Below are 12,877 nucleotides of genomic sequence, written 5' to 3' on the forward strand. Positions count from 1 at the left end.
ATATATTATAGGAATATAAGTAACTGAAATAATTTTTCTTATAGTTGATAAATATGAATTTGGTATAAAGGTTTACATTTTGGATAGTAGTGTATATTTAGCCATAAAAAGCCTTTAGAATAGGATTTGGGTAAGGAGGAAGTGAAGATGTAATTACTTAGTTGATAATATTATGATGATGAAAAAGGGGAAATTTATTATGGATGAATGCAAGGAAAAGAACTTAACGAGAACTTACAATATGGATGACATTGATGATCTTTTATGTGAATTGGATGATTCAAAAATTCGGATCAATGCGTTGATGGATTATAACTTGAAAATAAAACGCGTAGACGATGAACAAATGAATAAGGATCTACTTTCACATGAGTATAAAAGATTAAGCCCAATCATTGAGCTTTTGAATACTGAGATATTTGAATCAATCGATAAATCCATTAAAATTCTTGAGGCTGGTTCCAAAACAGAAAAAGAACTAAATGAAAATTAGCTTTTTTAGGTCCACCTTGACCGCAAAAAGTTAAGATGCTCCTTTTTTTGTTAAAAAAATGGTGAAAATAATAGTAAATTGGAGCTGAATACCTATTTGCTATTGACATTGGAGTGTTTTTTTTATAACATTTTATTGTTAATGGGCATTCGCCAAATGGTAAGGCAGCGGACTCTGAATCCGCAATTTATTGGTTCGAACCCAATATGCCCAATAAATTGAATAGAAATTGTTAATATTATGATTAGATAGTCATCACATTACTTAGGTGGTGGCTTTTTTTGTATTATTAATATTTTTTGTAGTTTTCTTTTTTAAAGTAATTTTTAAGGATTCTTTAAAAAATGGGTTTTATAATTTAAGTATTATAAAATAAAGATATAAGTAAGAAAGCAGGTGTAGCAATTGACAAGAATTGACAGAGTACACCAAAGAAGAAAAGAACAACGTTTAAACCGTAATTTAATGATCATTAAGGTGTTTATCTTAGTTACTGTCGTTTACTTTATTTGTCAAGCTGTTTTAACGATCAACTAAACAGAGGGCTAATATCTTGTTCAAGTAAGCAGTAATTTGCTAATCTCTATATATAAACAAATTATTTATATGAGAGGAGTTTTATTATGAGTATTGAAAGCAAGAAAGATATGATCAAGGGTAAAACAAATCAAGCTGTAGGTAAGGCCACTGGCAATGACAAGCAAGAGGCAAAAGGTAAAGCTCAAGAAGCTATGGGTAAGGCTAAGGATAAAGTTGATGAAACTGTTGACAAGGCTGCCCATAAAGTTAATGAAAAAACTGATAATAATTAAGACAAATTAAAACTGCTCGATTTAAAAATATTTAGTTATTTTTAAATCGGGTAGTTTTTTTGTTTGGTAGATTGTAAGATTAAATAGAATTCTACCCAGACGAAAAATTTGGATAGAAAAAGGGCAATGGACCCGGTATTGTTTTAAGTGACAAAACTATAAACAATAGGAGTCCATTACCCATGAGTCACATTTTAACATTATCGGATAGAACTGTCATCCAAACGCTGCTTAAGGTTGGTTACTCACAAAAACAAATTGCTGAAGAAGTTGGTGTAGTTCCTTCAACCATCAACTATGAACTAAAGCGCTGTCCTAAGGGATACTATGACGCTGATCAAGCTCAGGAAAACTGCGAAAAGAAGCTAACTCACCGGGGGCGGAAAACTCTTCTAACAGAGAATTTAAGAGAATTCGTCCGTGGGATCATTCTCGAACAGCGGTGGAGTTTTGAAGTCATCGCGCATATTCTCCAAATGCCATTCAAAACCCTCTATAACTGGCTGGACAAGGGCTGGTTGGACATCAAACGCGAGGTCCTTCCAGACCACGGTGTGCGGTACCGAAAGAGCCACGACGGTCGTGGTCAGTACACACGTGGGGCGAAGTTTATCAACCAACGCCCGGACGAGGCTAACCTGCGTCAAGAGATTGGTCATTTTGAAGTCGATACCATTCTATCAGGAAAAACCAGGGGCGAGGTCCTAGCTACCTTTACTGATCGTAAGTCCCGACTAATGATTATTCGTCGTTTACCGGGACGTGATAGTAAAGCTATGACTAAGGCAATCCTAGAGCTTAACGAGGAGTTGCGCGGCTTGATCAAGTCAATCACCAGTGATCACGGTAAGGAATTCGCAGGCTTCAAGGAAATTGAAGCCTGCGGAATTGCCCATTATTTTGCCCACCCGTATGCGCCACATGAACGCGGAACCAACGAACGGTTGAACCGCGAGATTCGGCTACACATTCCAAAGAACCAGCCAATTGAGAGCGTTACGGACGAAGAGCTGACTATGATCTCAAAGTACTTAAACTGGCGTCCCCGGAAATGTTTAGGGTGGAAAACGCCACTCCAAGTCTTCTTTGGTGACTTGTCCGAAAAATTCGATTAATTGTTGCAATCTACCGTTTGTTAAAGATTTGTACAACGAAATATAGTTATTTTGTTGTTGCCGTTTACATTGTAATAAGACCATTAAAATTTTCCAGCGAAGGCTTATAATTTGTCCTAATTGTGTTACATTATTTAATGGAGTGAAATAAATATTTTTGTGAGGTGAATAAATGGAGAAAAGCGAGATATTAGTGACGACAACTGAACATGTTCCAGGACATGATTATGAGATTATTGGCGAAGTCTTTGGTTTGACGACTCAGTCCAAAAATGTTGTAAAAAATATCGGCGCAGGTTTCAAAAACATTGTCGGTGGCGAGATTAAAGCTTATACCGAATTACTGACAGAGGCACGTGACATTGCAATTGATCGTTTACGACAGAATGCAGTGAAAATGGGTGCTGATGCGGTGGTAATGATGCGTTTTGATTCAGATTCTATCAGTGCAGATATGGAAACAGTTGCGGCATATGGTACCGCAGTAAAATTTAAGTAAGGTGATTTTATGGCATTAGAATATAACAAGAGCTCTTTGTCCGCATGTACGAGCATTTTGATTGGGAAGAAAGCTACTGTCGATGGTTCTACTATTATTGGTAGAAATGAAGACGCTAAAGCATCTTGGCCCAAACATTTTGTGATTCACGAGCACAAAGAATCTACTGAGAAACAACGATTTGTTTCTAAAGCCAATGATTTTCAAATGGACCTACCTAAAATTCGCAATAAATATTCTGCCACTCCTGAATGGACCTTCAAAGAAGGATTGTTTGAAGAGGATGGTTTTAACGAATATGGCGTTGGAATGAGCGCGACCGAAAGTGCCTATTCGAACCAACGTGTTTTAGGCGTTGATCCTCTTGTCGAAAATGGTATTGGTGAGGAAGCTATGATTACAGTAGTTTTGCCTTATGTAAAGACAGCTAGAGAAGGTGTTTTACGTTTAGGTGAAATTGTTGAAAAATATGGAACTTGTGAAACTAACGGAGTCTTATTCTCAGATCAAAATGAGGTTTGGTACTTCGAAAATGGATCAGGTCATTATTGGGTAGCACAGCGTATTCCCGACGATAGTTACGCTGTTGTTGCTAACCAATTGGCAATCCAAGAGATTGATTTTAATGATGAGAATAATTTCTTGTATCATCAAGATATTCAAAAATTTGTTTCTGACAATCACTTGAATACTCGACCAAATACTTTCAACTTTAGAGAAATTTTTGGTACACATAATTTATCAGATGAGATCTACAGCACGCCTCGTGTATGGTGGGGTCAACAGGAATTTTCTGGCAAAACCGATGAAAGTCCCGAGAGTGAGAATCTGTCCTTTATTAAAAAGGCTGATCGTCTCTTGAGTGTCGATGATGCAAAGAATTACTTGTCTTCCCATTTTCAAGGTACGCCATATGATCCATTGAATAAATCTGACGATAACAAACGTTACCGTCCAATTAGTTTGGCTAAAACTCAAGAGTCACACGTCTTACAAATCAGACCACAGATGGCTCCTGAAATTGCCTGTGTTCAGTGGTTAGCCATGGGTGTTGCTTCACAGAGTGTCTATGTTCCATTTTATATGGGAATAAATAATACTCCTGAAGCATACAAAATTGGAGAACTACCATATGACAGTAAGTCAGCTTATTGGACGTATAAGTTGGCCGGAGTTTTATTAGATGGTCATTATAATGAACTTGGAAAAATGTTCCAAGATAAGCAAGAAGCTATCAATATCACGCTATACAATAAGTTGCATGAATTTGATCAGCAAGCTTTAAGCAAAGATGATGAGGAATTACCTAATTATTTAACAAAAGCTTCATTTGAAATGGCAAAAATTTCACTTGATGGTTATAAAGAGCTAATCGCTCAATTAATTACGGACTCGACTGATTTTTCACCTCTAAACTTCAAGACAGATATGAATTTATAAAAAATTTGTACATTGAAAATTGAATGAGGGGTTTTATAAAATGAATGATGGTAACTCGCCGAAAAAAACAATCACGTTATTTGGTTTAATAATGATGATTTTCACGGCGATCTTTGGATTCGCTAATACAACTGTAGCTTATGAGCAGATGGGATTAGCAAGTATTATTTGGTACGTTTTCGCTGCTTTGTTCTTCTTTTTACCAGTAGGATTTATGATGGCAGAATATGGTTCCGCTTTTAATGAAGCAAAAGGTGGAATTTATTCTTGGATTGACGGTGCCGTTGGTGCTAAATGGGCCTTTATCGGTACTTTCATGTGGTTAGCTTCATGGGAAGTTTGGTTAGTTTCGACTTCTTCAAAAGTTTGGATTCCGTTGTCCACAATGTTTACAGGACATGATTCAACTCAGACTTGGGGTATGTTTGGTTTAAGTGCAACCCAAGTAATCGGTATTTTAGCCGTTTTGTGGATCGTTTTTGTCACATACACAGCTACACAAGGTATGGATAAGATTTCGAAAGTTTCTAGTTTCGGTGGAATTATGACAATTGCTTTAAATGCTATCTTCTTTATTTTGAGTTTGGCAGTTTTGTTCATGTCAGGATTCCACACTGCAGAACCAATTCACGGATTAGATACATTTATCCACTCTGCTAATCCAGCGTTTGCGTCACCACTAGGGATGGTCTCATTCATCGTTTATGCAATATTTGCTTACGGTGGTATGGAATCAGTCGGTGGTGTCACTGATAGTATGAAGAATCCTAAAAAAGATTTTCCTCGCGGTGTGTTAATTTCTGCCGCTGTTATTACCTTGCTTTATTCATTGACGATTCTATGTTGGTCAATGAGTGCTAACTGGAATGCAGTTGTTTCCAAAGGCAACGTTAACCTAGGTAATATTACTTATGTTATGATGAGCAACTTAGGCTATGAATTTGGAACGCATATTGGATTAGGAAGTGCTGCCGCAATTACTTTAGGGGAATGGCTAGCGCGCTTTACTGGATTTGATATGTTCATCCTTTACATGGGTGCTTTCTTTGTTTTGATCTATTCACCATTGAAGTCCTTTGTTCTAGGTACACCAAAAGACTTTTGGCCTGCAAAAGTTACTAAGTTAAATAAACATGGTATGCCAGCCTACGCTATGTGGGTCCAAGCTATCGTTGTCATTGTCTTGATTTTGATCGTTGATATGGGTGGTAAGAATGCTAAAGCTCTATACAACGTTTTGACATTAATGGCTAATGTTTCAACGACTGTTCCATACTTATTCTTAGTTGGAGCATATCCATTCTTTAATTTAAATAAAGATATTGAAAAGCCATATTTGTTCTATAAGAATAAAACCGCTATGTGGACTGTAAGTATTATCGTCTTCTTAGTGTTGGCTTTCGCAATTATCTTTACATTAATCCAACCAATTGTTGAAGGAGCATATACAGATGCACTTTGGACAATTATTGGACCAGTTGTCTTCGGTCTAGTTGGATTTATACTTTATTACAGGTATGAACATAAAAATAAAATAGCTAAAACTACAGATTAATTAAAGTATTATAAATTAAGGTTCAGAAATCGAAATTGATTTCTGAACCTTATTTTTTATATCAATAATTTTATGGTCAAAAAAAACAGAGCCTAAACTCTGTCTTCGTTAATTACTATTCAACTGGATGTTTATCTGTCAAAGCCTTTGTCCGGGCATCTAATTTCTTTAATTCTTCTGGATCATTGTGGTATTTAATAGCGTCAACGATAATGTGTGCTACTTCTTCACAATCCTCTTCATTAAAGCCTCTTGATGTAATAGCGGGTGAACCTAAACGTAAGCCAGATGTAAACTTAGGTGGCAATGGATCATTAGGGATGGCTTCCTTGTTAGTTGTGATGTGGATTGAATCTAATAAGTTTTGAACTTCCATTCCATTCAAACCGCTGTCGGTTAAAACGACATTCAACAGGTGATTGTCTGTACCACCGGTTAGAACTGATAAGTTGTCGGCTTCATTGATTACTTTTGCCATGGCCGCAGCGTTTTTCACAACTTGTTCCATGTAGGTCTTAAATTGTGGTTGGAGATCCTCACCAAAAGCTACAGCTTTACCAGCAATCACATGTTCCAAGGGTCCACCTTGTGTTCCAGGGAAGACGGCTGAATTCAATTTTCTACCGAGTTCTGCTTTAGCAAGAATCATACCACCACGAGGGCCACGAAGTGTTTTATGGGTTGTCGTAGTGACAATGTCAGCTACGCCTACTGGAGTAGGATGAAGACCAACAGCAACAAGACCTGCAATATGGGCCATATCGACCATCAAATAGGCACCAACGGAATCGGCAATCTCACGGAATTTTTTGAAGTCGATGATACGACTGTATGCTGAAGCACCAGCGACAATTAAATGTGGCTTAACTTCTTGAGCAATTTTTAAAACGTCATCGTAATCTATTAAACCTTCAGCGTTAACTCCGTATGAGTGAAAGTTATACATTTTACCAGAGAAATTCACTTTTGACCCGTGAGTCAAGTGTCCACCAGCGTTTAGATCCATGCCTAGAACTGTATCACCGGGCTTTAAAACGGCCTGGTATGCGGCAGCATTGGCTTGGGATCCTGAATGTGGTTGAACGTTGACATACTCTGCGTTGAAGAGTTTCTTGGCACGATCAATGGCAATCTGTTCGATTCCGTCGATATATTCACAACCACCGTAGTAACGATGTCCGGGATATCCTTCAGCGTACTTGTTAGTTAAAACTGAACCTTGAGCTTTTCTTACGTTGTCAGAAACGATATTCTCGGAAGCAATCAACTCAATATTTCTATTCTGTCGTTCTTCTTCCTTTTTGATTAGATCAAAAACCTCTGTATCTCCTGTACTATATTGCACTACGACCATCTCCTAATAATTATTATTAACTACACTTGTACCATCGCTATAATTAATCTTAACACCTTGTTCAACGTTAAAAATGTACACATTGAACGACACTGCCTTGTCAGGTTGGCCATCGGAGGTCATTGATTCAGCCATCATCTGCACGCCACGAGCAACTAATTCATTATTTCGATAAATTGGTTTGACCCGATATCGAATATAGTTATTAGGATTTTGTTTTAGGTAGTAAGCAATATCATTTTCGTGTTTGAGCATTTCTGGTGAGTTCAGTGAACGTGTTCCGGTCATCAAATTCTTAGGATTATTGTTTTGTCCACTTAATTGATAACCGATCAGGTGTGAACGATTATATAGCCAGCCACTCTTAATCCGCTTGTTGTGCCAACCGGTTGGGTTGACGTAAAGTGCTTCACGTTTTTGAGTAGGCATTAAGCTCTTGCTTAACAGTGCATCAGCTTGAATTGCGCGATTAAGATTATCTAAATCAGCAAATTCTTGCCAGGGACCATTTGAGACATTTAGTTCGGATTTTGTGAAGGTAGGAACATTTCCATTAACAGCTATTTCTTGTTGATCAGAATAGGTGAGGTTAGCTAGATTCGAAGTTGAAGTAGTTTTAGCTTTTTCTACTTGCTTGGGATCGTCACCAGTTTTAACACCATTATTCTGATAGTTTTCATAAACCCCTGAGCCACCAACTACAATCAGTAGTAAGCCTAGTGATACTAGTTTGCGGTGCAGACGTTTTTTCGGTTTGACCATGAATGTTGTGAACAACACGATGGCGCCTAATAAAACAAGTAATAACATATACATAAAATCGTTCCCTTCACGACGAAGATTTTAGCGAATCTTCATGTATGATTTTATCATAGATTTTCAGAAATCTTGAACAATATTTGTGAAATTACTGAGATTTATTCGGAATTAATACAAATAAAACTAGAATTATTTTGAGTAATGATTATAATTTTATATGCCAAAAGGAAGAATAAGAATATTTTTATTTGACAACGCATACATAAAAAATTACAATACATATTAATGTTGCGTGTTACTAAGTATTAGTAAGCGTTAGCAATTATGACGTAGATCAAAAACAATAAGGTATTAGTAATAAGGTGTTATCTATTCTTGGTAATTGAGCATGACTTATTCTTAATAAAGTATCTTAAGTTATGAAGCTACTTTTGAATAGGGGTGACCACTTGAAAATTGAACGTACACTTAATAACAATGCAGCAATTGCCACGAATCAGAATGGAGTAAATGTTCTCGTCATGGGTCCCGGAATAGCTTTCAATAAGAAAGTGGGGGATCAAGTCGAAATTGCTAAAGTGGAAAAGACTTTGTTTTTGAATGACAAGGAGACGATGAACAAGTTTACCGACTTGGTTATTGATGTTCCGATGTCAGAGGTTGATATTTCTGAACGAATTATTAACTTTGCTAAAATAAAGATTGGTAAAAAACTGAACGAAATCATTTACGTTAATTTGACAGATCATATTCATATGGCTATCAAACGCGCAAAAGAAGGAGTGTTCTTGAGCAATCCTTTGAAATGGGATATAGCACGTTTTTATCCTGATGAATTCGCAGTTGGTCAAAAGGCTGTCCAAGTAATTAATGATTCTCAGGAAGTTGGATTGGCAGATGATGAAGCAGCGTTTATCGCCGTTCATTTCGTCAATGCAGAGAATGAGGACAGTTCGCAACAGAATTTAGCCTATGGAATTACTAAGATAGTTAAAGAATGTGAGGATATTGTTAAAGATTATTTTCACACTGAGTTTGATGAACAATCATTGAATTATTATCGTTTCATAACTCATTTAAAGTTCTTTGCCCAAAGAATTTTGCAGGGTAAGCACTATGATGATGAAGAAGACGATGACTTATTAGAAACACTGGAACACAGATATGCTAAGCCATACCAGTGTTCACAAAAAATAAAAGAATATATTTCTGAAAAATATAATTTTACGATCACGAGTTCGGAATTGTTATATCTGACTGTTCATATCAGTCGATTAGTTAAGAACTTGTAAGATTATATTTGTAGGGTGTTATCGCAAATGCGAGCATGACCTGATTTGTTTCCTTAGTGGAAATGGATGAGGTCTTTTTTATTTGTTGAAATAAAAATTATTTTTATAGGAGATAGAAACATGAGTGCAAAAGATTCTGCTAAGCAGATCTATGACGAAGTTGGCGGAGAAGCCAATATTAATTATTTAACTCATTGTGTAACAAGATTAAGATTTCGTCTAAAGGATGAATCTAAAGTTGACGATGAGAAAGTGAAACAGATCCCCGGTGTCATGGGAATCAATCATCAAAATGGCCAATATCAAGTTATTATTGGTAATGCTGTTTCGGATTATTACGATCAGGTGGTTAAGTTAGGTAACTTTCCAACTGATGAGAGTGCTGATGCCACTGATAATACTGGTAATGAAAAAAAGGGTAATCTCTTTGATCAATTTACTAGTTTTATTTCATCTTGTATGTCGCCTTTGATTCCTGCCTTAATCGGTGGTGGGATGATCAAGGTTATCTTGATTCTGTTGACGACGGTCGGTTGGATGAGTACTAAGAGCCAAACTTATACGATTATTAGTGTCTTCGGTGATGCACCATTCTACTTTTTGCCTATCGAGTTAGCTATAACAGCTTCTAAGTATCATAAAGTAAATCAGATGATGGCTGTTATCGCTGGTGCTATTTTGATTCATCCTGATTTTATTTCCTTGGTAAATTCAGGGAAGACCATTCATTTGATGGGATTGCCAGTGACTGCTGCTAGTTATTCTAGTTCAGTTATTCCAATTTTATTGATTGTTTGGGCTATGAAGTATTTAGAGAAATTTCTTGATAAAGTCGTTCCTGCTAGTTTTAAGAGTATTTTGAAACCACTATTGGAAATTTTTATCGTCGGTGTCGTTTCTCTAGTTATCATTGGACCTATCGGTACATGGGCTGGTGAATTATTGTCAGGAATTGTCTTGTTGATACAGAAACATGCTGCTTGGTTAGCTATGCCATTGATGGCTGCCTTTATGCCACTTATCGTTATGACAGGGATGCATTGGGCCTTTTCACCAATTTTCTTAGCTGCTTCATTTGCTACACCAGATAGTTTGATTCTACCAGCAATGCTTGCTGCAAATATTGGACAAGGTGCTGCTAGTTTGGCCGTAGCTGTTAAAACTAAGAATAAGAATACTCGTCAAGTTGCTTCAGCTGCTGCGGTTTCAGCTCTTTTAGCTGGTGTCACTGAGCCAGCTCTTTATGGTGTTACTTTGAAATATAAGAAGCCTTTATATGCTTCAATGATTTCAGGTGCTATTACAGGATTGTTTATGGGAATTGTTAATTTGAGATCATTTGCTTTCGCTGTTCCTTCAATTCTATCTATTCCCCAATTTGTTAATAATAAGATTCCAAGTAACTTCATCTATGCCATTATCGTGTTGATTGCTTCATTTATCATAACTTTTGTTTTGACAATGGTTTTAGGATTCAACGAAGAACCTCAAGTTGCTAGCGCCACAGATACAGATAGTAAGAAGAATAATGATGTTGCTGCAACTAAGATTGAATCAGGAGCTAAGGAAACAAAGAAAGTTTACAGTCCAGTTAAAGGTGAGCTGATTACGTTGGATAGCGTCAATGATCCAACTTTTGCTCAAAAAATGTTGGGTGATGGCGTGGCTGTAATTCCTGAGGATAACAATTTCTACGCCCCATTTGATGGTGTCGTCGAAACGGTCTTCCCAACTAAGCATGCTATTGGTTTGAAGAGTGATACCGGAATTGAAATGTTGATTCACATTGGTTTGGATACGGTTGAGTTAAAGGGTGAGCCTTACGATGTGAAGGTTAAAGACAAGCAAAGAATCAAGAAGGGTGACTTACTGGTTGTCGCTGACTTAGCTGCTATTAAAAAGGCTGGGTATGATACTGTTACACCTTTGGTTGTTACTAATTCAAAAGAATTTGTAGAAGTCGTACCAAATGAGAAGACGACAGTTGATAATGGTACTGTTGCATTCTATGTTGTTTAATTTGAAAGGAGAAAATATGACTAAATTTCCTAATGATTTTTTGTGGGGTGGCGCTACTGCTGCTAATCAATTAGAAGGAGCTTATGATGAGGATGGCAAGGGTCTTTCGATTGCTGATGCTTTGCCGGGTGGTCCGGAAAGATTCAGTATTGTAAATCAAGCTAACTTTGATTGGAAGATTGATACTACAAAATATAAATATCCTAATCATAAAGGGATTGATCACTATCATCGCTATCAAGAGGATATTAAATTATTCGCTGAGATGGGATTCAAATGTTATCGTTTCTCGATTGCTTGGAGTCGGGTTTTTCCAAACGGTGACGATAAAGAACCTAATGAAGCAGGATTGAAATTTTACGATAGATTAATTGATGAGTGTTTGAAATATAAGATTGAACCAGTAATCACAATTAGTCATTACGAGATGCCGCTTAATTTGGTAACGGAATACGGTGGTTGGAAGAATCGCCAGTTGATCGATTTTTATGAGAATTATGCTTCAGTCGTTTTGAATCGTTATGCCAAGAAGGTCAAATATTGGATGACATTCAATGAAATCAATTCAGCTTTGCATTTCCCAGTAATGGGACAAGGCTTGGTCAAGTCCAATGGTGCCGATGAAAAGAAAAATATTTATCAAGCTTGGCACAATCAATTTGTTGCTGGAGCAAAGGCTGTTAAGATTGCTCATGAAATTAGACCTGATTTGATGATTGGTTGTATGTTACTTTATGCAACGACTTATGCTTATGATTCTAATCCAGCTAATCAATTGGCTGCTTTGAAAGAGAATCAAGCTTTCAATCAATTCTGTGGTGACGTTCAAGTTCGAGGAACTTATCCTGCCTATACTGAATCTGTCATGAATCGTTATGGTTTCAGTTTTAAAGATCTCGATGTGACGGCTGATGATTTGAAAGTATTGAAGGAAAATCCGGTTGATTACATTGGCTTCTCTTATTACATGTCGACTGCTATCAATGTGACTGATAAGAGTTTGGAAACTGCTAATGGAAATCTTGTTGGAGGAGTAAAGAATCCATTCTTGAAGGCTTCTGATTGGGGATGGCAGATTGATCCAACTGGTTTGAGAATTGCTTTGAATGAATTGTACAATCGTTATCAAAAGCCCGTCTTTGTAGTTGAAAATGGACTAGGAGCAGTTGATAAACCTGACGAAAATAATTTTGTGCAAGATGATTATCGAATCAGTTATCTGCGCAAGCACATTCAAGCTATTGCGGGTGCCTTGGAAGATGGCGTTGACGTAATGGGATACACTCCTTGGGGTTGTATTGATTTGGTCAGCGCTTCAACTGGTCAGATGAGTAAACGTTATGGTTTCATCTACGTTGATTTAGATGACGAAGGTCATGGTAGTTTAAATAGATATAAAAAAGCTTCATTTAATTGGTATCAAAAGGTTATTGAGACTAATGGAGAACAACTTTAATAATATTAAAAGGTCAGTGTGGGATTCCACATTGACCTTTTTTTAGCTAGACGTAAAAAAAGACTATTTAAAGTCATTCAAAA

Annotated in this window: 12 protein-coding genes and 1 tRNA gene; 11 read left to right on the top strand and 2 right to left on the bottom strand. The window is 36.9% G+C overall.

Annotation, left to right across the window (positions count from 1 at the left end):
- The first annotated feature begins 199 nt into the window (after nt 1-199).
- The 8 genes from LA20249_RS01285 (at nt 200) to yjeM (ending at nt 5,914) form a co-directional block, all read left to right on the top strand.
- Nucleotides 200-493, top strand: a complete 294-nt coding sequence (locus LA20249_RS01285) for a hypothetical protein (RefSeq protein WP_146983792.1) — start codon at nt 200-202, stop codon at nt 491-493.
- A 142-nt stretch (nt 494-635) separates the two neighbouring features.
- A tRNA-Gln gene (locus LA20249_RS01290) sits at nt 636-707 on the top strand.
- A gap of 191 nt (nt 708-898) precedes the next feature.
- Nucleotides 899-1,030 (top strand): hypothetical protein, encoded by a 132-nt coding sequence (locus LA20249_RS11960; RefSeq protein WP_257790476.1) that lies wholly within the window; start codon nt 899-901, stop codon nt 1,028-1,030.
- A gap of 86 nt (nt 1,031-1,116) precedes the next feature.
- Entirely contained in the window at nt 1,117-1,305 is a 189-nt protein-coding gene (locus tag LA20249_RS01295; protein WP_057739232.1) for a CsbD family protein, read from the top strand.
- A 182-nt stretch (nt 1,306-1,487) separates the two neighbouring features.
- Nucleotides 1,488-2,420 (top strand): IS30 family transposase, encoded by a 933-nt coding sequence (locus LA20249_RS01300; protein ID WP_083477941.1) that lies wholly within the window; start codon nt 1,488-1,490, stop codon nt 2,418-2,420.
- 172 nt (nt 2,421-2,592) lie between these two features.
- On the top strand, nt 2,593-2,919 hold the full coding sequence (locus tag LA20249_RS01305) for a heavy metal-binding domain-containing protein (RefSeq protein WP_057739233.1): 327 nt from the start codon (nt 2,593-2,595) through the stop codon (nt 2,917-2,919).
- A 9-nt stretch (nt 2,920-2,928) separates the two neighbouring features.
- Complete coding sequence (locus tag LA20249_RS01310) at nt 2,929-4,359, top strand: C69 family dipeptidase (protein WP_057739234.1); 1,431 nt, start codon at nt 2,929-2,931, stop codon at nt 4,357-4,359.
- A gap of 40 nt (nt 4,360-4,399) precedes the next feature.
- On the top strand, nt 4,400-5,914 hold the full coding sequence (yjeM, locus tag LA20249_RS01315) for a glutamate/gamma-aminobutyrate family transporter YjeM (RefSeq protein ID WP_057739235.1): 1,515 nt from the start codon (nt 4,400-4,402) through the stop codon (nt 5,912-5,914).
- A gap of 115 nt (nt 5,915-6,029) precedes the next feature.
- Here the strand turns inward: yjeM and glyA are convergent, their stop codons facing one another.
- Nucleotides 6,030-7,268 carry a serine hydroxymethyltransferase gene (gene glyA, locus LA20249_RS01320; protein ID WP_057739236.1) on the bottom strand — a complete coding sequence of 413 codons (1,239 nt, stop codon included), beginning with the start codon at nt 7,266-7,268 and terminating at the stop codon, nt 6,030-6,032.
- 3 nt (nt 7,269-7,271) lie between these two features.
- Nucleotides 7,272-8,084 (bottom strand): DNA/RNA non-specific endonuclease, encoded by an 813-nt coding sequence (locus tag LA20249_RS01325; protein ID WP_057739237.1) that lies wholly within the window; start codon nt 8,082-8,084, stop codon nt 7,272-7,274.
- Between the two features lie 392 nt (nt 8,085-8,476).
- Between LA20249_RS01325 and licT the strand changes: the two genes are divergently transcribed.
- The 3 genes from licT to LA20249_RS01340 all read left to right on the top strand — a co-directional run bounded on the left by licT (nt 8,477) and on the right by LA20249_RS01340 (nt 12,794).
- A complete protein-coding gene (licT, locus tag LA20249_RS01330; protein ID WP_057739238.1) occupies nt 8,477-9,319 on the top strand; it encodes a BglG family transcription antiterminator LicT in 843 nt (280 codons plus the stop codon).
- Nucleotides 9,320-9,439: 120 nt separating this feature from the next.
- Entirely contained in the window at nt 9,440-11,338 is a 1,899-nt protein-coding gene (locus LA20249_RS01335) for a beta-glucoside-specific PTS transporter subunit IIABC (protein ID WP_057739239.1), read from the top strand.
- Between the two features lie 16 nt (nt 11,339-11,354).
- Nucleotides 11,355-12,794: a glycoside hydrolase family 1 protein gene (locus LA20249_RS01340; protein ID WP_057739828.1), complete on the top strand. Its 1,440-nt coding sequence runs from the start codon at nt 11,355-11,357 to the stop codon at nt 12,792-12,794.
- Nucleotides 12,795-12,877: the final 83 nt, after the last annotated feature.

It is taken from the genome of Companilactobacillus alimentarius DSM 20249, assembly GCF_002849895.1.
In the GTDB taxonomy this organism is placed as follows: Bacteria; Bacillota; Bacilli; order Lactobacillales; family Lactobacillaceae; genus Companilactobacillus; species Companilactobacillus alimentarius.

Coding starts and splice junctions, on each gene's coding strand:
- LA20249_RS01340 (WP_057739828.1), top strand. CDS start 11,355: ATGACTAAATTTCCTAATGATTTTTTGTGGGGTGGCGCTACTGCTGCT.
- yjeM (WP_057739235.1), top strand. CDS start 4,400: ATGAATGATGGTAACTCGCCGAAAAAAACAATCACGTTATTTGGTTTA.
- LA20249_RS01300 (WP_083477941.1), top strand. CDS start 1,488: ATGAGTCACATTTTAACATTATCGGATAGAACTGTCATCCAAACGCTG.
- LA20249_RS01285 (WP_146983792.1), top strand. CDS start 200: ATGGATGAATGCAAGGAAAAGAACTTAACGAGAACTTACAATATGGAT.
- LA20249_RS01325 (WP_057739237.1), bottom strand. CDS start 8,084: ATGTATATGTTATTACTTGTTTTATTAGGCGCCATCGTGTTGTTCACA.
- LA20249_RS01310 (WP_057739234.1), top strand. CDS start 2,929: ATGGCATTAGAATATAACAAGAGCTCTTTGTCCGCATGTACGAGCATT.
- LA20249_RS01335 (WP_057739239.1), top strand. CDS start 9,440: ATGAGTGCAAAAGATTCTGCTAAGCAGATCTATGACGAAGTTGGCGGA.
- LA20249_RS01295 (WP_057739232.1), top strand. CDS start 1,117: ATGAGTATTGAAAGCAAGAAAGATATGATCAAGGGTAAAACAAATCAA.
- glyA (WP_057739236.1), bottom strand. CDS start 7,268: ATGGTCGTAGTGCAATATAGTACAGGAGATACAGAGGTTTTTGATCTA.
- LA20249_RS01305 (WP_057739233.1), top strand. CDS start 2,593: ATGGAGAAAAGCGAGATATTAGTGACGACAACTGAACATGTTCCAGGA.